Source organism: Pseudomonas sp. P1_F1_2 (assembly GCF_056405815.1).
Genome location: NZ_JBFUBK010000112.1, coordinates 1 through 20323 on the forward strand (window position 1 = coordinate 1; position 20323 = coordinate 20323).

Here is a 20323-nt window from a genome sequence, read left to right on the forward strand (position 1 = left end):
CCTGTGTATCGCCTGACATACCGCTATCGCGAGCAAGCTCGGCTCCTACAGGGGGGTGTGTGGTGTCAGATGAGTTCGCCGCAGAGGTCGAGTTCTACCAGGCGCCGCACTTCAGCGGTGTCGAGCCCGGCACCCAGTAAGCCATGCAACTTGCCGAACGCCGCTTCACGGGTCATGCCGCCACCTGAAAGCACACCCACACCACGCAACCGACTGCCAGCCTCGTAAACATCCAGCTCGACGCCACCTTCATGGCATTGGGTGACGGCTACAACCACAACACCCTTGTCCTGCGCCCGTTCCAGGCTGGCGAGGAACTCTGGATTGTCGCTCGGCCCGGTGCCGCTGCCGTAGCACTCCAGCACCAGGCCTTGAATGCCGCTGTCGAGCAGGCCGTCCAGTATCTCGGCGCCGATGCCGGGGAACAGCGGCAGCACAGCGACTTTCGCCAATTGCTTGGGTTGGTTGTAGGTCAGCGGCGCCGGTATGGAAGAAGCCTTCTCACCGCCACCCTGACGCGCCAGCCGCTTGAACGGATGACGCCCGAAACTGCGCACCTTCGCGCATCGGGTCGGGTCCAGCAGTTCGCCATGGAAGTACAGATGAACGCCCGGTGCCAGGCCATGACCGAGGGCAACCAGCGCACCGCTGAGGTTTTCCCAGGCATCGCTGTCGGTCACACCGGCCGGCAGCATCGAGCCGGTAAAGCACACGCGGGCATGCAGGCCGAGCAGCTGAAAACTCATGGCCGCCGCACTGTACGCGAGGGTGTCGGTGCCGTGCAGGATCAGCACGCTGTCACAGCCCAGCACATCCACTGCCTCCACCACGGCTTCGCGCAGCTGCTGCCAATACGCGGGGGTCATGTTGGCGCTGTCGATCAGCGGCGACATCTCGCGAAAGCGCCACTGTGGCACTACCAGCTCAGGCTGGCTGTGCAGGTATTCACGCATCCGCGCTTCGAAACCGGACGCCGGGGCCAGGCCGTGAACGCTGGCTTGCATACCGATGGTGCCACCGGTGTAGAGCACCATGACGTGTTGGGCGGCAGGGTAGGTCGAGGAATTCATGGCGGTTCTCCGAAAACGGTAACGGTGTGGGAGTGAGCCTGCTCGCGAAGGCCGCGACGCGGTCTGGCCGGCTCAGCACCCAAACAACATACGACCGAGCATGACGCCGGTCGCACGTTGTGTCACGTCGGGCGCAGGGGATGCGCCCGGTTTTTTTACCGGTCAGCGTTGCGCTGCGAGTACGCCTTGCGGCTCGGTTGTTGCTGTCGGCGCTGGCGCTGGCGGGTTGGCTGGCCAGGCTTTCAGGTCGAGGTCCAGGTCGGCGAATTTGCTCGAATCGAACACTGGCGTCTTGATCCCGGCAGCACGCTGGTCGTCATAGTCACGCAGGATGCGCATGCCGACCTTGAACAGCAGGAACAACGCGATCAGGTTCACGAACGCGAGCATCGTCATGGTGATGTCGGCGAAGGCGAACACCGTGCCCAGGTTTTCGATAGCGCCCCAGAAGATCAACGCCAACACCAATGCACGATAGCCCATCAGTGCCTTGCGGTTTTCACCGATCAAAAAGCGCAGGTTGCTCTCGCCCAGGTAGTAGTTGTAGAGGATCGAGGTGAACACGAACAACGACAAGGCCACGGAGATGAAAATCCGCCCCCAGTCACCGACGACGGCGGCCAGCGAGTTCTGGGTCAGGGCAATGCCATCGCCTTCGAAGCCCGGGGTGTAGAAACCCGAGAGCAGGATCAGCAACGCGGTGCAGGTGCAGATCACGAAGGTGTCGAGGAACACGCTGAACGCCTGGACCACGCCTTGTGCCACCGGGTGCTCGACCGAGGCCACGGCGGCCACGTTCGGCGCACTGCCCAGGCCCGCTTCGTTGGCGAACACGCCACGCTTCACGCCCATGACGATGGCGCTGCCGATCAGGCCGCCAAACGCCTGGTCGAGACCGAAAGCGCTTTTGACAATGGTGATCAACATGCCGGGTACTTGATCGAATTGCAGCACGATCACATAGATAGTCACGCCGATGTAGACCAGGGTTTTCACCGGTACCAGCAAGTCGGCGACCTTGGCGATGCGTTTGATCCCGCCGACGAACACCAGCCCCAGCAAAACGGCCAGCGCAATGCCGGTGTAAGTGGTGTCGAAGCCGAATGCGTTGTTCAGCGAATGAGTCACGGCGTGGGATTGCAGGCCGTTGAAGGCAAACCCGAAGGTCACCAGCAACAGGAACGCCATGATCATGCCCAACCAGCGTTTTTGCAGGCCATGCTGAATGTAGTAGGACGGGCCGCCACGGTAGGTGCCGTCGGAGTCGCAGCGCTTGTAGAGCTGGCCGAGGGAACATTCGAAGAAGCTGCTGGACATGCCGACCAGCGCGGTCACCCACATCCAGAACACCGCACCGGGGCCACCCAGGGTTACGGCAATGCCGACACCGGCGATGTTACCTGCGCCGACGCGGCCGGCGAGGCTGAGCATCAGSGCCTGGAACGAACTGAGYTGSCCGGCGCTGCTTTTGAGGCTGTCGCGGAACACCGCGAACATGTGGARGAAGTGACGCAATTGAACGAAACGCGAGCGGATCGTGAAGTAGCTACCGAGCCCGACAATGAGCACGATCAGYACTTTCCCTGAGAGGAAGTCGTTAATGACTTCGAGCATGGATTATTCCTCGCTGTTTTTTGTGTAGGCAAATGCCGGACAGGAAGCAACATCGCGTTACATCGCTGTGCGCGTGGCACAACAGATGAGGCGCGTTTTCGTCCCGGTCCTTTATTGCAGGTTTGTTATTAGTTCGGGTTTCGCATGGGTTTGGGCCTCGTTACCGACGACCGCTCACGCGAAGAGGGGCGGCACTATACCGATGAGTGTGCCGTCCGTCTGCCCGATTATGGTGCAAGCGGTAAACGAGGTGGCTTTCCTGTCGGAGCACGGCTTGCCGGCGATGGCGATAGTGAGGGCGCCATCGCCGGCAAGCCGTGCTCCTACAGAAGTGACGCGTCCGCAAAAAAATCAAAAAAAAGGGCCTGGGGATTAAATCCCCAAGCCCTCAAAAGGTGAGAGGTGTCTAGTCCCTCGACCTGGTGAGCGGTGCTACAAGTAACGCGTCGGTTCAGGCTTTAAGCGGAACCAGACGCGGAGCAATCATGTTTTCCGGGCGCAGGATGTCGGCGAGCATGGCGTCGTCGAGCAAGCCTTCTTCGCGCACCAGTTCCAGTACGCCACGGCCGCTTTCGAGGGCGATACGGGCGATACGGGTGGCGTTTTCATAGCCGATGTACGGGTTCAGCGCAGTCACCAGGCCGATCGAGTGCTCGACCAGTTCGCGGCAACGTTCTTCGTTGGCCGTGATGCCGGTGATGCAGTGCTCGCGCAGCATGTCCATGGCGCGTTGCAGCAGACGGATCGAGTCGAAGATCTTGAAGGCGATCAGCGGCTCCATCACGTTCAGTTGCAGTTGGCCGCCTTCGGCCGCGATGGTCAGGGCCAGGTCGTTGCCGATGATCTGGAACGCCACTTGGTTGACCGCTTCCGGGATAACCGGGTTGACCTTGCCTGGCATGATCGAGCTGCCTGGCTGACGCGCCGGCAGGTTGATTTCGTTGATGCCGGTGCGTGGGCCGCTGGACAGCAGACGCAGGTCGTTGCAGATCTTCGACAGTTTGACCGCGGTGCGCTTGAGCATGCCGGAGAACAGTACGAAGGCGCCCATGTCAGACGTGGCTTCGATCAGGTCGGCGGCCGGTACCAGCGGTTGACCGCTGATCAGTGCCAGGCGCTGAACGGCCAGGTGCTGGTAACGCGGGTCGGCGTTGATGCCGGTACCAATCGCAGTACCGCCCAGGTTCACTTCGGTCAGCAGTTCAGGCGCCAGCGTTTTCAGACGCGCCAGGTCTTCGCCCAGGGTCGTGGCGAAGGCACGGAATTCCTGGCCCAGGGTCATCGGCACGGCGTCTTGCAGCTGGGTACGACCCATCTTCAGGACGTGGCTGAATTCTTCACCTTTGGCGGCGAACGACTGGATCAGGCTGTCGAGGCTGGCCAGCAGAGCGTCGTGACCCAGCAGCAGACCCAGACGGATCGCGGTCGGGTAGGCGTCGTTGGTCGACTGCGCCATGTTCACGTCGTTGTTCGGGTGCAGGTATTGGTATTCGCCCTTCTGGTGACCCATGGCCTCCAGCGCGATGTTGGCGATGACTTCGTTGGCATTCATGTTGGTTGAAGTGCCAGCGCCGCCTTGAATCATGTCGACCACGAACTCTTCGTGGAAATCGCCGCGGATCAAACGTGCACAGGCTTCGCTGATGGCAGCGTGCTTGGCTTCGCTCAGGTGACCCAGTTCGCGGTTGGCGTCAGCGGCGGCCTGTTTGACCATGGCCAGGCCGACAACCAGCTTCGGGTAATGCGAAATCGGAACGCCGGAGAGACGGAAGTTGTTCACCGCTCGCAGGGTCTGGATGCCGTAATACGCTTGAGCAGGTACTTCGAGTACGCCAAGCAGGTCTTTTTCTGTGCGGAAAGATGCAGCGGAGGACATGATAGAAATCATCTCGATATGGACCCGGTCTGTGCCGGAACACTGCAAATGCTAGGCTTGTGGAGAATTTTGGGCCAATGCTGTTAAACACTAGCCTATGCACATTCGGCATAATGCCCGTGTGACGCCGCGTGTGCGGCGAGCGTGCGACCTAAATTGGTGCGTGTCCGGGAGGGCGTGATGAACCTTGAAAGTAAATGGCTGGAGGACTTCAGCGCCCTGGCCGCCACCCGCAGCTTCTCCCAGGCTGCGGAAAGACGCTTCGTGACACAACCGGCGTTCAGCCGGCGAATTCGCAGCCTTGAAGCCGCGTTGGGACTGCAACTGGTCAATCGTTCGCGCACGCCCGTCGAGCTGACGGCGGCGGGGCAATTGTTTCTGGTGACCGCGCGGACTGTGGTCGAACAACTGGGCGAAGTGCTGCGTCATCTTCATCACCTGGAAGGTGGGCAGGGCGAGGTGATGCAGGTCGCCGCCGCTCACTCCCTGGCGCTGGGTTTCTTTCCGCGCTGGATCGCGCAATTGCGCAATGAGGGGCTGAATATCGCCACGCGATTGGTGGCGACCAACGTTGGCGACGCGGTGCACGCATTGCGTGAAGGTGGCTGCGATTTGATGCTGGCGTTCTATGACCCCGACGCTGCCTTGCAGATGGACCCGGAGATCTTTCCATCCCTGCACCTGGGTCACACTGAGATGCTCCCGGTGTGCGCGGCCGATGCGGACGGCAAACCGCTGTTCGACCTGGAAGGTGAGGGCAGTGTGCCGCTGTTGGCCTACAGCGCCGGCGCCTTTCTCGGTCGCTCGGTCAACATGCTGCTGCGCCAGCGGGCGCTGCGGTTTACCACGATCTACGAAACGGCCATGGCCGACAGCCTGAAAAGCATGGCGCTGGAAGGACTGGGCATTGCCTGGGTGCCGCAACTCAGTGTGCGCGCCGAACTGGCTCGCGGCGAACTGGTGGTCTGCGGCGGCCCGCAATGGCATGTGCCACTGGAGATTCGCCTGTACCGTTGCGCCTTGGTGCGCAAGGCCAACGTGCGATTGTTGTGGCGCAAGCTTGAAAGTGGCGCAGCCCAAGGGACAACCAGCTAACGATGCCTTTGTAGGAGCACAGCTTGCTGGCGATGGCGACTTACAGGACGCCATCGCCAGCAAGCTGTGCTCCTACAGGGGCAGGGTTCATGGCAAGTCTGTCTGCTGACCTGAAAGTCAATAAAACCGGGCTTTTGCGCCGTATGACAGATGGTCGTAACAGGGGCTGTTTATCTGCGTCATTGCGGTATACTGCGCGGCCTTCGGCCGGTTCGCCCGGCCATAATTCGTACATCAAGCCACGCATTTTGCGTGGCTTGTTGTTTTTTGACGCGCCTGCGGGCGCCCAGAGAGAAGAGGCACGACGATGAGTGCACTGGTTGGCGTGATCATGGGCTCCAAGTCCGATTGGTCCACCCTTAGCCACACCGCCGATATGCTGGAAAAGCTCGGCATTCCTTACGAGGTGAAAGTGGTCTCTGCCCACCGTACCCCGGACCTGCTGTTCCAGTACGCCGAAGAGGCCGAGGCCCGTGGCATTGAGGTGATTATCGCCGGTGCCGGTGGCGCGGCCCACTTGCCAGGCATGTGTGCGGCCAAGACCCACCTGCCGGTGCTGGGCGTGCCGGTGCAGTCGGCGATGCTTTCGGGTGTCGATTCGCTGCTCTCCATCGTGCAGATGCCAGCGGGTATCCCGGTGGCGACCCTGGCCATCGGCAAAGCTGGCGCGATCAACGCCGCGCTGCTGTCGGCGAGCATCCTGGGCGCCAAGCACCCGCAGTTCCACGACGTGCTGAAAACGTTCCGTGCTGAACAGACAGACAGCGTCCTGGACAATCCAGACCCACGCATCGCCTGAGGTTGTTGACGATGAAGATCGGTGTAATCGGTGGCGGCCAGTTGGGTCGCATGTTGGCGCTGGCGGGCACCCCGCTGGGTATGAATTTCGCTTTCCTGGACCCCGCGCCGGATGCTTGCGCAGCCGCGTTGGGCGAACACCTGCGAGCCGATTACGGCGACCAGGACCACCTGCGTCAGCTGGCCGATGAAGTCGATCTGGTGACCTTCGAGTTCGAAAGCGTCCCGGCTGAAACCGTGGCGTTCCTGTCGCAATTCGTCCCGGTCTACCCAAGCGCCGAAGCCCTGCGCATTGCGCGGGATCGCTGGTTCGAGAAGAGCATGTTCAAGGACCTGGGGATTCCAACCCCGGCGTTCGCCGACATTCAGTCGCAAGCCGACCTGGACGCCGCCGTGGCCTCCATCGGCCTGCCTGCCGTGCTGAAAACCCGCACCCTGGGTTACGACGGCAAGGGCCAGAAAGTCCTGCGCAAACCTGAAGACGTTGTCGGCACGTTCGCGGAACTTGGCAGCGTTGCTTGCCTGCTGGAAGGCTTCGTGCCGTTCACCGGCGAAGTCTCGCTGATCGCCGTGCGTGCCCGCGATGGTGAAACCAGGTTCTACCCGCTGGTTCACAACACCCACGACAGCGGCATCCTCAAACTGTCCGTGGCCAGCACCGATCACCCGCTGCAAGCCCTGGCGGAAGACTACTCCAGCCGCGTGCTCAAGCAGCTGGATTATGTCGGCGTGATGGCGTTCGAATTCTTTGAAGTCGACGGTGGCCTCAAGGCCAACGAAATTGCCCCGCGCGTACACAACTCCGGGCACTGGACCACTGAAGGCGCCGAGTGCAGCCAGTTCGAAAACCATCTGCGGGCCGTTGCCGGCCTGCCGCTGGGTTCGACGGCCAAAATCGGTGAGAGCGCGATGCTCAACTTCATCGGCGTTGTACCACCGGTTGAGAAGGTGATCGCGATTGCCGATTGCCATCTGCACCACTACGGCAAGGCGTTCAAGACCGGTCGCAAGGTCGGTCACGCCAACCTGCGCTGTGCGGACCGCGAGACGCTGGCGGCACAGATCCTCAAGGTCGAAGCGCTCATCGCCGAATAGTTTCATGTGGCCGCGGCGGAACCATTCAGGGGCCGCCGTTCTCTCATGGCAGGATGCCAAAGTCTGACTAGGCTTTGGGCATATCCAAATCATTCAGAGGGAAATGCCATGGAAATTATCGGAACCATCTTTGTCGGCTTGATTGTCGGCCTGCTGGCGCGGTTCCTGAAACCGGGCGATGACAGCATGGGCTGGATCATGACCATCCTGCTCGGTATCGGCGGTTCGCTGGCGGCCACTTACGGCGGCCAGGCTCTGGGCATCTACCAGGCCGGCCAAGGCGCAAGTTTCATCGGTGCGCTGGTCGGCGCCGTGGTGTTGCTGGTGATCTACGGCCTGATCAAAAAGAACTGATCCAAAGCGACAAAGCCCCCTCTGCGCCGCACGCAGAGAGGGCTAGAATGCTCGGCGACTTATCACCCTTCCTTTACCGAGCACCTCAATGCGCCGTCTTCTGTTGACTCTCCTTTTTCTGGGCAGTGGTTTGGCCCATGCCGGCGAACTGCCGGAAACCGACTGGCTCGAACTGATGCCCAAGTCGGACCAGAAAGCCCTCGAGGCCATGCCCGAAATCGACCACAACTCCCCTGAAGGCGATGGCACGTTTACCGCCAAGGGTGGCATGAAACAGAGCAAAGGCTTGCCGGCGGTGATGTATTCGACCAAAACCGTGCCGTCGATGAATGACAAGAACATCCGTATCGGTGGTTACCCGGTGCCGCTGGAGTCCGATGCCAAGGGTCGCAGCACGCTGTTCTTCCTCGTGCCGTACCCGGGCGCGTGCATCCACGTGCCGCCACCGCCACCCAATCAGTTGGTGCTGGTGCGTTATCCGAAGGGGCTGAAGCTGGATGACATCTACACACCGCTGTGGGTCACCGGCACGCTGAAGATCGAGACGGTCAACAACGACCTGGCCGACGCGGCGTATGCGCTGGATGCGGCGAAAGTGCGGGTGGTCAAAGAGTCGGATTTGTAAGCATCAGATAAAACCAATCGCGGGCAAGCCTTGCTCCTACAGGGCAGTTCATATCCTGTAGGAGCAAGGCTTGCCCGCGATGCGTTTAAAGTGGTTTGCTGCCGATACTCACGCCCAGTGTGTGAGTGGCTCCCGCAGCCAAGGTCACCACATCATCCATCACATTCGCTGTCTCGATGCACAACATGCGCTGCCAGCCATCGTCGGCCATGTCGCTGAACGCTGCCGCGCGTTCAATCCAAGGATTCCAGATCACTGCGTTGCGCGAGTTTTGGCTGGTCAGCTCGATGCGACGTTCCCAGGCCGGGTCGACGATACTCAGCAGAGGCGGGGTGTCGAGGTAAATGCGATCGGTCTCGCCGGTAAAGCGCAGATCACCGTGCTGTTCCTTGGTTTTCCAGTCTTCCAGCGTTTCGATGTAACTCAGGCCATCCACGCCTTCGACCTGCACGTTGCGCACATCGCTGACCGCGAAATAGCTGTGCAGTGCCTGGCTGAGGGTGACGGTGTCAGTGCCCTGGTTATGGCTGGTCAGGCTGATGTGCAACTGCTCGTCCAGACGGATGCTCAGCTTCAAATCCACCTGGTGTGGCCAGCCGGCAAAGCCGCCTTCAGGGTAGGGCAGCAGGAATTCCACCTTCAGGCTTTCGCCCTCGGTTTCGATGCCGCCCAGTTCCCAATCCATCGCCCGGACAAAGCCGTGGGCCGCGGGCGGCTCGCTGCTGACGCGCATCGCCTGGACGCTCTGCGGGTTGCGTGCAAGGTTACCGAACCACGGCCAGCACACCGGCACGCCGGCGCGGATGCTTTTGCCGGTCTTGAACACAGCCTCGTCGTTGAGCCAGATCAGCGGCGGTTGGCCGGCCAATTGATAACTGAGGATGTGCGCACCTTGCTGGGCAACCAGCAATTCGGCCTGGCCGTGGCGGATACGCCAGCAGTTCAGTTCATCCAGTTTCACGGCTTCAACGTTGGGCGTGTTCATGGGACAACTCTCGATCGGGAACAATGACTGCAATGGACCGCAAAACCGCCGCAGCGTTTAACGCGCGCGGGGCGGAACCGAGCGAGTGCGGCCGCTGCCGTCGATGGCGACGAACACGAACACCGCTTCAGTCACTTTACGCCACTCACTGGACAGCGGGTCGTCGCTCCAGACTTCGACCATCATCTTGATCGAGCTGCGGCCGATTTCCAGGGCCTGGGTATAAAAGGAGAGCTGAGCGCCCACCGCCACTGGAACCAGGAACGCCATACGATCAATCGCAACGGTGGCAACGCGTCCACCAGCAACCTTGCTGGCCATGGCGGTGCCGGCCAAATCCATCTGCGCCACCAGCCAGCCGCCGAAAATATCGCCGAAGCCGTTGGTTTCGCGAGGAAGCGCGGTGATTTGCAGGGCCAGGTCGCCTTGCGGGATTGGATCTTCTTGTTCGAGCTCTATCATGCCGGGGGTGCCTCTGACCCGTGACTCTTCATTGGTACTTCAGGTGAATAGCCGCTTTCAAGAAAAACGATTCAGCCCCGAACATACTACGTTCGTCACGTTTTTCGTAAGGCGCCTAAAGGGAAACTCTGCGAAATCGACTGGTAGAGCCAGCAGCGTCTTCGCACAGCAACCCTTTCAAATTGTTGCCAGATCGCGAGTATATCGGTCGGTAGACTCCGAGACGACCGTCCGGTTCTCATTTTGGCGGTCAAAACCGCACCTCTATGTGCTTTTTCGAACAATTTGCTATCGTGCCGGACCTGTCCAAGCCTCGGCCAGCGTTGTTGAGGTCGCAGATCCGACTATAAGAGAAGCCTTGCCATGACCACAGCGCCTTCGAGCATCGCGCAGCCAGCTCAACCCGCACGACCGTTGACCCGCAATGATTACAAGACTTTATCGCTGTCTGCCCTGGGCGGTGCGCTGGAGTTCTACGACTTCATCATCTTTGTGTTCTTCGCCACGGTGGTCGGCAAACTGTTCTTCCCCGCTGACATGCCCGAGTGGCTGCGTTTGATGCAGACCTTCGGCATTTTCGCCGCCGGCTACCTGGCGCGGCCGTTGGGCGGCATTGTCATGGCGCATTTCGGTGACCTGCTGGGGCGCAAGAAAATGTTCACCCTGAGCATTTTCATGATGGCGGTACCGACCCTGATCATGGGGCTGCTGCCGACTTATGCGCAGATTGGTCTGTGGGCACCGATCCTGTTGCTGCTGATGCGGGTCATTCAGGGCGCGGCGATTGGTGGTGAAGTGCCAGGCGCGTGGGTATTTGTTTCCGAACACGTACCGCAGCGCCATATCGGTTACGCCTGCGGCACCCTGACCAGCGGCCTGACGGCGGGCATTTTGCTGGGCTCCCTGGTCGCCACGGCCATCAACAGCATTTATACCCCGGGCGAAGTGGCCGATTACGCCTGGCGGATCCCGTTCCTGCTGGGCGGTGTGTTTGGCCTGTTCTCGGTGTACCTGCGCCGCTGGCTGCACGAGACCCCGGTATTCGCCGAGCTGCAATTGCGCAAGGCGCTCGCCGAAGAAGTGCCGCTGCGGGCAGTGTTGCGCGACCATCGCGGGGCGATCCTGATCTCCATGCTGCTGACCTGGCTGCTGTCCGCCGGCATCATCGTGGTCATCCTCATGACCCCGACCGTGCTGCAGACCGTCTACCACTTCGCGCCGACCACTGCATTGCAAGCCAATAGCGTGGCGATCGTGTTCCTGAGCCTTGGGTGTGTGGCGTCTGGCGCCTTGGCTGACCGCTTCGGCGCAGGCCGGGTGTTTGTGTTTGGCAGCGCCTTGCTGCTGATGAGTTCGTGGACCTTCTATCACAGCCTGTTCAATCATCCGGACTGGTTGTTCCCGATGTATGCCCTGACGGGTCTGCTGGTCGGCACCATCGGCGCGGTGCCGTATGTGATGGTCAAAGCCTTCCCGGCGGTGGTGCGCTTCAGCGGGCTGTCGTTCTCGTACAACCTGGCCTATGCCATCTTCGGCGGCCTGACGCCAATGGTGGTGACCCTGCTGCTGAAGGAAAGCCCGATGGGGCCGGCCTATTATGTGGCGATCATTTGCGGGGTCGGGATTCTGGTGGGTGCTTACCTCTGGAAAAGGGGGCGCTAACCATCTCCCTCAAGGCTTTCGCCAGCGCGAAAGCCTTGCCTCACACTCGCCTGACGGTAATCGTGCTCCGCGCATGAGCATGTCCTCTAAAGCATCCGCAGCCTGTTGCAATCCAACAACCTGATGGTTAACCATCAGGTCCAGCAGCCAAAGTGCACCGTGTACCTGTAGCCCATCCTTTCGTGCCTGTTTCCTAAGTTTGCCGTCCCCCGTCAATAACGGACGACCTGTTTGCTGAGCAAGTAGATAACAGGAAACGTCTGCCAGAGAACTGTTGCTATGTTCGATTTTAAGACCGAACAGCCGTGCCACTTCCGGACCCTCGAATGATTCGACAATTAACCCGTGGGCAAGCAATTCGTCATGCGGAAAATCTTCGAGTTCGTGCAGTACGAAATCTGTGCAGCAAAGCGTGAACGGCAGACTGAACATCTGTTCCAGCAGCCCTGCATTTCTGAAATCGATCCAGATATTCGTATCGCTGATGTAGATCAGAGTCATGCACTCTCCAGTGAGCCCAGGAAATTGGGATCTAAAGCGCTCACTGGTTTGCGTAGAAGTTCAGCTGCACGGGATTTGGTGATCAATCCTTCGGCCAATCCCCAAAACACCAACGACTCAAAACGTTGTGGGGGTTTACACGGCAATGGCTCTGGCTCGGCCTTGCGCCAGCCGTTCGAGCTGAACTGAATGGTGAGGGATTTGTAACCGCCGTCGCTGAGAAGATTTAAATCCTTGAGGCGCCGCAGCGCTGCGTGCATCGAAATTCCGTATTGGCGCTTGGCGATTAGCAGTTCCCGGGGATGAACCCTGGAGCGAGGGTGATTACCAAAGTCACTGGTGACACCTTTGGCCGGATAGAGGAAGGCACCCGCGAAACGATGGCAGCAGTTTTCCTTTTCTCTTTCGGGCATTTCTTCGGGTAACTGCATGACCCAATGACCCAGCTCATGGGCCGCGGTGAAGCGTATGCGTTCGCCGGGGCGCTCCGAGTTGAGTGCGATCAAGACATGACGACCGTCACCGGTTGCGGCGCAGGCCCCATCAAAGTCATTTGGCCCCATGAGCATTGCTACCTTGATGCTGTGCTCTTCCAGTTGCTCGGTAAGATTGGAGATGGGATCACTGCCGATTTTCCAGAATTCACGCAGTTGCTCGGCCGCGCGTTCAGCTTCCTCTATAGAGGAAACCGGTAGCATTTGCGCTGGGGTGGTCGGAGTCTGGATGTCCGCCGGGTCGAAGCAATCCTCTAGAGCGATGTAGCGCTCGAGATGCTCACGAATCTGTTCTTCAACTTGAACCTGACGGTACTTCGGCATTTTCGCCAGTTTGCGAAACTCTAACGGTGCAAGCGGCACAGCCTCCGCCCGGAAAAAGTACTCTGGACTGACCTCCAATACTTTTGCCATTTGTAACAGGCGTGCGGAGTTTGGAGTGCTTGCCCCTTTCTCGTATTTGCTGATGCCTTGCTTGGTGATATCGCCAAGCTTGAGCGCTAAAGCCTCTAGAGACATGCCTCGTAGTAGGCGAGCGCGGCGGATTCGGTCGTTAATCATGGGTTCCTCTCGTGGTTGACAAGGCTATCTCTTGGTTATGATTTGTCAACCTGCGCTGCGAGACTGGATGTATCGGGCACTCGAATGCTGGCCTTTCATCCAATTGTCATATTTCAGCCATAGAGTGTTCACACGGCCTGCTGATACTTGGCCCCGACTAACAACTCTATCTGCTAGGAGTAAGGCATGAAACTGAAGCGTTTGATGGCGGCAATGACTTTTGTCGCTGCTGGCGTTGCGACTGCCAACGCGTTCGCCGCTGTTGACCCGTCGATCCCGAGCTACACCAAGACCACTGGTGTGTCGGGCAACCTGTCCAGCGTCGGCTCCGATACCCTGGCCAACCTCATGACCCTGTGGGCTGAGAACTACAAGAAAGAATACCCGAACGTAAACATCCAGATTCAGGCCGCTGGCTCCGCCACCGCGCCACCTGCGCTGACCGAAGGCACCTCTAACCTGGGCCCGATGAGCCGCAAGATGAAGGACACCGAACTGGCTGCCTTCGAGCAGAAGTACGGCTACAAGCCAACCGCTATCCCGGTTGCCGTGGACGCCCTGGCGGTGTTCGTGCACAAGGACAACCCGATCCAGCACCTGACCATGGAACAAGTCGACGCGATCTTCTCGTCCACTCGTCTGTGCGGCGCTAAAACCGACGTGAAAACCTGGGGCGACCTGGGTGTGACCGGCGACCTGGCCAACAAGCCGGTTCAACTGTTCGGTCGTAACTCGGTATCCGGCACCTACGGCTACTTTAAAGAAGAAGCCCTGTGCAAAGGCGACTACAAGCCAAACGTGAACGAACAACCAGGTTCGGCTTCGGTCGTACAGTCGATCAGCTCCTCGCTGAACGGCATCGGTTACTCGGGCATCGGCTACAAAACTGCTTCCGTGAAGACTGTGGCCCTGGCCAAGAAAGGCAGCACTGACTTCATCGAAGACACCGAAGAAAACGCACTGAACGGCAAATACCCGCTGTCGCGTTTCCTCTACGTTTACGTCAACAAAGCTCCGAACAAGCCTCTGGCCCCGCTGGAAGCCGAGTTCGTGAAACTGGTTCTGTCCAAACAGGGCCAGGAAGTTGTCGTGAAAGACGGTTACATCCCACTGCCAGCCAAAGTCGCAGCCAAAGCTCTGGCTGACCTGGGTCTGTCGGAAGGCGGCGCTGAAGTCGCAAAAAAGTAACACCCTGATCCGGGGCTAGCCCCGGATCTGTAGGAGCAAGGCTTGCCCGCGATGGCGTCGACACATTCAGCAATGATGTGACTGGAAAGACCGCTATCGCGAGCAAGCTCTGCTCCTACAACGGCTCAGGGTTACCACGCAGGTGACCCGGCCCCCCCCCAAATTCCCGGTCTGCTGCCAGTTCCCACAGGCAGCGGATTTGTCGCGTCACTGCGCTGTCATCTTTCTGTCATACAGGATCGCTAGGGTGTGCGAATGAATGATCTGGCCAATTCCACCATGACTAATAATCCCCCCAAGCGAATTGATTTCAATACGCCTGAGTTGCAACGCAAGCGTCGCATTCGCGCGCTCAAAGATCGCCTGACACGTTGGTACGTCCTGATTGGCGGCCTCGCTGTCCTCGGCGCGATCACGCTGATTTTCTTCTTCCTTGGCTACGTCGTCTTGCCCCTGTTCCAGGGTGCCAACCTGACGACCAAGGACGCCATCACGCCTGCCTGGATGCAAGATGCCGGCAAGCCGTTGATGATCTCCCTCGAAGAACAGAACCAGGTCGCCATGCGGGTTTCCGACAAGGGCCAGGCACTGTTCTTTGATATCGACAATGGCGCTGAACTCAAGCGCGTCGATCTGCCGATCCCGGCCGGTGTCAGCGTAACGTCCATCGGTGAAGACCAGCCAGGTCACCCGTTGGTCGCCGTGGGCCTGTCCGACGGTAAGGCACTGGTGTTCCGTCACACCTATAAAGTCAGCTACCCGGATGGCAAGAAAACCATCACGCCAGCGGTTGAATACCCGTACGGCGAGACGCCGATTGCACTGAACGAAGCCGGTGGCGCGCTGGAACACATCAGCCTCAACGCCAACGATTCGACGCTGATGCTGGTGGGCGCAACCGGTTCGCAACTCAATGTTTTGTCGCTGACCAGCGAAGAAAACATGATGACCGGCGAAATCACCAACGAGCAGAAACGCATCGACCTGCCGCAGATGAACGAGCCGGTGAAGAACATCTTCGTCGACCCGCGCCAGCAGTGGCTGTACGTGATCAACGGGCGTGCCCAGGCCGACGTGTTCAGCCTGCGCGACAAGAGCCTCAACGGTCGCTACAAGTTGCTTGAAGACGGTGAAGCGCAAATCACTGCCAGTACTCAACTGGTGGGCGGTATTTCGCTGATCCTCGGCGACTCCAAAGGTGGTCTGGCCCAGTGGTTCATGGCGCGCGACCCCGATGGCGAGCTGCGTCTGAAGCAGATCCGTACTTTCCAGATGGGCACCACGCCTATCGTTGAAATCAGCGCTGAAGAGCGTCGCAAAGGCTTCGTTGCCCTCGACGCCTCCGGCAAGCTCGGCGTGTTCCACAGTACCGCCCACCGTACGTTGCTGGTGGACCAGGTCGTGGAAGGCCAAGGCCTTTTCGGTCTGTCGCCGCGCGCCAACCGCATCATCGTCGAAGAGGGCGGCAAGATTCAGCCGCTGTTGCTCGACAACCCTCACCCGGAAGTATCGTGGAGCGCGTTGTGGAGCAAGGTCTGGTACGAGAACTACGACGAACCTAAATACGTCTGGCAATCGACCGCCGCCAACACTGACTTCGAACCGAAGATGAGCTTGTCTCCGTTGACCTTCGGTACTTTGAAGGCCGCGTTTTACGCGATGCTGTTGGCCGCACCACTGGCCGTCGCCGCCGCGATCTACACCGCGTACTTCATGGCACCAAGCCTGCGTCGCAAGGTCAAGCCGGTGATCGAGCTGATGGAAGCGATGCCGACAGTGATCCTCGGTTTCTTCGCCGGCCTGTTCCTCGCACCGTATGTAGAAGGGCATTTGCCGGGCATCTTCAGCCTGCTGATGCTCCTGCCGATCGGCATTCTGGTGGCGGGCTTCGTCTTCAGCCGCCTGCCTGAGTCGATCCGCCTGAAAGTGCCGGACGGCTGGGAAAGCGCGATTCTGATCCCGGTGATCCTGTTTGTGGGCTGGCTCTCGCTGTACATGAGCCCGTACATGGAAACCTGGTTCTTCGGCGGCGACATGCGCATGTGGATCTCCCACGACCTGGGCATCACCTACGACCAGCGCAACGCACTGGTGGTCGGCCTGGCCATGGGCTTCGCGGTCATCCCGAACATCTACTCCATCGCCGAAGACGCCGTGTTCAGCGTGCCTCGCGGGTTGACCCTCGGCTCCCTGGCCCTCGGTGCTACGCCGTGGCAGACCATGACTCGCGTGGTGATCCTCACCGCCAGCCCGGGTATTTTCTCGGCGCTGATGATCGGCATGGGGCGTGCGGTCGGTGAAACCATGATCGTGTTGATGGCCACCGGTAACACCCCGGTCATGGAAATGAACCTGTTCGAAGGTCTGCGCACACTGGCCGCCAACGTCGCGGTGGAAATGCCGGAGTCGGAAGTCGGCGGCAGCCACTACCGCGTGCTGTTCCTCTCGGCGCTGGTGCTGCTGTTGTTCACCTTCGTCATGAACACCCTCGCAGAACTGATTCGTCAGCGTCTGCGCAAGAAATACTCGTCGCTTTAAGCAAAGGTAGAAGTCTGTGAAACAGAACTCCCTGAATGGATGGTTCAAGAGCGGCGCCCCCGGCGTCTGGATCAGCGGTGGCGCGGTGTCCATCGCTGTCATCATGACCATTGGCCTGCTGGCCGTGATTGCCGTGCGCGGTCTGGGGCACTTCTGGCCGGCGGACCTGATCCACGCCAGCTACGACGTACCGGGCCAGGCCAATCACCTGGTCATTGGTGAAGTGGTACAGAAGGAAGAAGTCCCACGCGAGCGCCTGAAAAGTGCTGGCCTGCCGGTGCCCGATCAGGGCCCGGAGTTCATGACGCGGGAGCTGATCAAGGTCGGCAACCGTGACTTGAACGGCAACGACTTCACCTGGGTCGTCGGCGAGTGGCTGACCAATCAGAAGACGCCGCCTGAGCTGATGACCATCGAGCGTCGCGAGTGGGGCAACTTCTACGGTTACCTGGTCAACGTCAAACAAGACGGCAAAGTCATCGCTGAAGGCGAAGCGGGCTGGCCTGAGCTGCAAGCGCGTGTTGATCGCGTGAATAAACTCGCGGCACAGCTCAAGACCCTGGAAAAGGTCGACATCGGCGCGATCAACTCGGGTCTGGAACGCATTCGTTTGCACGGTCGCAAACTGGAACTGGCCGGCAAGCTGGACGCCGCTGCGCAAGCCGACATGGACGCCGAGCGCGCTGAGCTCAATGCACGTTATCAAGACATTGAAGCCCGTCTGAATGACTTGCACGCCCAGTTCAACCGCGACAGCCTCACCGCCCGCGACGCGAACGGCAAGGAAATCGAAATCAGCATCGGCAAAGTGGTTCACGCCTACCAGCCGAACGCCATGAGCACTACCACCAAAATTGGCTTCTACTTCAGCAAGGTCTGGGAATTCCTGTCCGACGACCCACGTGAAKCGAACACCGAAGGCGGGATTTTCCCGGCGATTTTCGGCACCGTGATGATGACATTGATCATGGCGATGATCGTGACGCCGTTCGGCGTACTGGCGGCGGTTTACCTGCGTGAATACGCCAAGCAGAACACATTGACCCGGATTATCCGGATCGCCGTGAACAACCTGGCCGGTGTACCGGCGATCGTCTACGGTGTGTTCGGCCTGGGCTTCTTCGTCTATGTGCTGGGTGGCTCGGTTGACCGGCTGTTCTTCCCTGAAGCCTTGCCGGCACCCACCTTCGGTACGCCGGGCCTGCTGTGGGCCTCGCTGACCCTGGCGTTGCTGGCGGTGCCAGTGGTGATCGTGGCCACCGAAGAAGGCCTGGCGCGAATCCCTCGCACTGTGCGTGAGGGCTCGTTGGCCCTTGGCGCAACCAAGGCAGAAACCTTGTGGAAGATCGTGCTGCCGATGGCCAGCCCGGCGATGATGACCGGCATGATCCTCGCCGTGGCACGCGCCGCCGGTGAAGTGGCGCCGCTGATGCTGGTCGGTGTGGTGAAACTGGCACCGTCGCTGCCACTGGATGGCAACTATCCGTACCTGCACCTGGACCAGAAGATCATGCACCTGGGCTTCCATATTTATGACGTCGGCTTCCAGAGCCCGAACGTCGAAGCCGCGCGGCCGCTGGTGTACGCCACGGCGCTGCTGCTGGTGCTGGTGATCGCGACATTGAACCTGTCGGCGGTGTACATCCGTAACCACCTGCGCGAGAAATACAAAGCGCTGGACAGCTAATACCGCCGCTCCCTGTAGGAGCACAGCTTGCTGGCGATGGCGATCTCGAAAACGCCATCGCGGGCCAGCCTTGCTCCTACAAGACGGCAACACCGCTGGCCCATCATGTGAGGCCAGCGGCCAACCGAACCGAATTTGTTAGCACAGGGAGCCTCCCATGCAGCACGAAGCACACACCCACGGCATAAACATGTCGGCACTGGGTCGCGACAAACAGAGCCTGAACCTCGAGCAGGAAACCGTGGCCATTGAAGTGCCGGGCCTGAGCCTGTTCTACGGCGAAAAACAAGCGCTGTACGACGTCAGCATGAACATCCCGAAACAGCGCGTGACCGCCTTCATCGGTCCGTCCGGCTGCGGCAAGTCCACGCTGCTGCGTACCTTCAACCGCATGAACGATCTGGTTGACGGTTGCCGTGTCGAAGGCGCGATCAACCTCTACGGCAGCAACATCTACCGTAAAGGCGAAGACGTGGCCGAGCTGCGTCGCCGTGTCGGCATGGTGTTCCAGAAGCCGAACCCGTTCCCGAAAACCATCTACGAAAACGTGGTTTACGGCTTGCGCATCCAGGGCATCAACAAGAAGCGTGTACTCGACGAAGCCGTCGAGTGGGCATTGAAAGGCGCTGCCCTGTGGGACGAAGTCAAAGACCGTCTGCACGAGTCGGCACTTGGCCTGTCCGGTGGTCAGCAACAACGTCTGGTCATCGCTCGCACCATCGCCGTGGAACCGGAAGTGCTGCTGCTCGATGAACCGTGCTCGGCACTCGACCCGATCTCCACGCTGAAAGTCGAAGAGCTGATCTACGAACTGAAATCGAAATTCACCATCGTGATCGTGACCCACAACATGCAGCAAGCCGCGCGGGTTTCCGACTACACGGCGTTCATGTACATGGGCAAACTGGTGGAATTCGGCGACACCGATACTCTGTTCACCAATCCGGCGAAGAAGCAGACCGAAGACTACATCACCGGTCGTTACGGCTAGGAAGCCTGTGGTTGCTCACTGAACTGACGCTGCGGCCCACCGCACCTTACCGGACGCTCCAAGGACGCCAACATGATTAGTAAAGAAGGCCTTACCCACCACATTTCCGCGCAGTTCAACGCCGAGCTTGAGGAAGTGCGCAGCCACCTCCTGGCCATGGGCGGGCTGGTGGAAAAGCAGGTCAACGACGCGGTCACCGCGCTGATCGAAGCCGACTCCGGTCTGGCCCAGCAGGTTCGCGAGATCGACGACCAGATCAACCAGATGGAACGCAACATCGACGAAGAATGCCTGCGCATTCTGGCCCGTCGTCAGCCGGCGGCGTCTGACTTGCGCCTGATCATCAGCATCTCCAAATCGGTGATCGACCTGGAGCGCATCGGCGACGAAGCGACCAAAATCGCCCGTCGTGCCATCCAATTGTGCGAAGAAGGTGAAGCGCCGCGCGGTTACGTCGAGGTTCGTCACATCGGCGACCAGGTGCGCAACATGGTTCGCGACGCACTGGACGCGTTTGCCCGCTTCGACGCCGACCTGGCGTTGTCGGTGGCGCAGTACGACAAGATCATCGACCGCGAATACAAGACCGCCCTGCGTGAGCTGGCGACCTACATGATGGAAGACCCACGCTCTATCTCGCGGGTCTTGAGCATCATTTGGGTGTTGCGTTCGCTGGAGCGGATCGGCGACCACGCGCGCAACATTTCGGAATTGGTGATCTACCTGG

The 20323-nt window shown here is 59.7% G+C and carries 18 protein-coding genes; 11 read left to right on the forward strand and 7 right to left on the reverse strand.

Annotated features, from left to right (window positions below):
* Positions 1–65: 65 nt before the first annotated feature.
* The 3 genes from AC1D2P_RS25575 to aspA form a co-directional block, all read right to left on the reverse strand.
* Positions 66–1070 carry an asparaginase gene (locus tag AC1D2P_RS25575; protein ID WP_109786778.1) on the reverse strand — a complete coding sequence of 335 codons (1005 nt, stop codon included), beginning with the start codon at positions 1068–1070 and terminating at the stop codon, positions 66–68.
* Positions 1071–1232: 162 nt separating this feature from the next.
* Entirely contained in the window at positions 1233–2684 is a 1452-nt protein-coding gene (locus AC1D2P_RS25580; RefSeq protein ID WP_477811648.1) for an alanine/glycine:cation symporter family protein, read from the reverse strand.
* Between the two features lie 451 nt (positions 2685–3135).
* The gene (gene aspA, locus AC1D2P_RS25585; protein WP_027926288.1) at positions 3136–4560 is read right to left on the reverse strand and encodes an aspartate ammonia-lyase; all 1425 of its coding nucleotides are present in this window, start codon (positions 4558–4560) and stop codon (positions 3136–3138) included.
* A 180-nt stretch (positions 4561–4740) separates the two neighbouring features.
* On the opposite strand from aspA, the gene AC1D2P_RS25590 reads away from it, so the two are divergent.
* The 5 genes from AC1D2P_RS25590 (at position 4741) to AC1D2P_RS25610 (ending at position 8527) form a co-directional block, all read left to right on the forward strand.
* Positions 4741–5655, forward strand: a complete 915-nt coding sequence (locus tag AC1D2P_RS25590) for a LysR substrate-binding domain-containing protein (RefSeq protein WP_046030769.1) — start codon at positions 4741–4743, stop codon at positions 5653–5655.
* Between the two features lie 307 nt (positions 5656–5962).
* Positions 5963–6454: a 5-(carboxyamino)imidazole ribonucleotide mutase gene (gene purE / locus AC1D2P_RS25595; protein ID WP_007942709.1), complete on the forward strand. Its 492-nt coding sequence runs from the start codon at positions 5963–5965 to the stop codon at positions 6452–6454.
* Positions 6455–6465: 11 nt separating this feature from the next.
* On the forward strand, positions 6466–7548 hold the full coding sequence (locus tag AC1D2P_RS25600) for a 5-(carboxyamino)imidazole ribonucleotide synthase (protein WP_109786776.1): 1083 nt from the start codon (positions 6466–6468) through the stop codon (positions 7546–7548).
* A 108-nt stretch (positions 7549–7656) separates the two neighbouring features.
* The gene (locus tag AC1D2P_RS25605) at positions 7657–7902 is read left to right on the forward strand and encodes a GlsB/YeaQ/YmgE family stress response membrane protein (protein ID WP_109786775.1); all 246 of its coding nucleotides are present in this window, start codon (positions 7657–7659) and stop codon (positions 7900–7902) included.
* Positions 7903–7990: 88 nt separating this feature from the next.
* Positions 7991–8527, forward strand: a complete 537-nt coding sequence (locus tag AC1D2P_RS25610; RefSeq protein WP_046030764.1) for a DUF3299 domain-containing protein — start codon at positions 7991–7993, stop codon at positions 8525–8527.
* 85 nt (positions 8528–8612) lie between these two features.
* Here AC1D2P_RS25610 and AC1D2P_RS25615 read toward each other — a convergent pair whose 3' ends face one another.
* Together AC1D2P_RS25615 and AC1D2P_RS25620 are read right to left on the reverse strand one after the other, a co-directional pair.
* Entirely contained in the window at positions 8613–9512 is a 900-nt protein-coding gene (locus AC1D2P_RS25615) for a D-hexose-6-phosphate mutarotase (RefSeq protein ID WP_109786774.1), read from the reverse strand.
* Positions 9513–9569: 57 nt separating this feature from the next.
* On the reverse strand, positions 9570–9974 hold the full coding sequence (locus AC1D2P_RS25620; protein ID WP_007942704.1) for an acyl-CoA thioesterase: 405 nt from the start codon (positions 9972–9974) through the stop codon (positions 9570–9572).
* A gap of 363 nt (positions 9975–10337) precedes the next feature.
* Here AC1D2P_RS25620 and AC1D2P_RS25625 point away from each other — a divergent pair, with 363 nt between their 5' ends.
* Positions 10338–11636, forward strand: a complete 1299-nt coding sequence (locus AC1D2P_RS25625; protein ID WP_109786773.1) for an MFS transporter — start codon at positions 10338–10340, stop codon at positions 11634–11636.
* A 9-nt stretch (positions 11637–11645) separates the two neighbouring features.
* Here the strand turns inward: AC1D2P_RS25625 and AC1D2P_RS25630 are convergent, their stop codons facing one another.
* Complete coding sequence (locus tag AC1D2P_RS25630) at positions 11646–12137, reverse strand: PIN domain-containing protein (protein ID WP_109786772.1); 492 nt, start codon at positions 12135–12137, stop codon at positions 11646–11648.
* Positions 12134–13192: a helix-turn-helix domain-containing protein gene (locus AC1D2P_RS25635; protein ID WP_109786771.1), complete on the reverse strand. Its 1059-nt coding sequence runs from the start codon at positions 13190–13192 to the stop codon at positions 12134–12136. The genes AC1D2P_RS25630 and AC1D2P_RS25635 overlap by 4 nt, the downstream gene beginning before the upstream one ends.
* A 186-nt stretch (positions 13193–13378) precedes the next feature.
* Here AC1D2P_RS25635 and AC1D2P_RS25640 point away from each other — a divergent pair, with 186 nt between their 5' ends.
* The 5 genes from AC1D2P_RS25640 to phoU all read left to right on the forward strand — a co-directional run.
* On the forward strand, positions 13379–14380 hold the full coding sequence (locus AC1D2P_RS25640; RefSeq protein WP_046030758.1) for a phosphate ABC transporter substrate-binding protein PstS: 1002 nt from the start codon (positions 13379–13381) through the stop codon (positions 14378–14380).
* A 255-nt stretch (positions 14381–14635) separates the two neighbouring features.
* Complete coding sequence (locus tag AC1D2P_RS25645) at positions 14636–16918, forward strand: ABC transporter permease subunit (protein WP_046030756.1); 2283 nt, start codon at positions 14636–14638, stop codon at positions 16916–16918.
* Between the two features lie 16 nt (positions 16919–16934).
* Entirely contained in the window at positions 16935–18605 is a 1671-nt protein-coding gene (pstA, locus tag AC1D2P_RS25650) for a phosphate ABC transporter permease PstA (protein ID WP_477811649.1), read from the forward strand.
* A 157-nt stretch (positions 18606–18762) separates the two neighbouring features.
* Complete coding sequence (gene pstB, locus AC1D2P_RS25655; RefSeq protein WP_008018291.1) at positions 18763–19596, forward strand: phosphate ABC transporter ATP-binding protein PstB; 834 nt, start codon at positions 18763–18765, stop codon at positions 19594–19596.
* 72 nt (positions 19597–19668) lie between these two features.
* A partial coding sequence (gene phoU, locus AC1D2P_RS25660; protein ID WP_477811650.1) for a phosphate signaling complex protein PhoU occupies positions 19669–20323 on the forward strand: 655 nt, incomplete at its 3' end.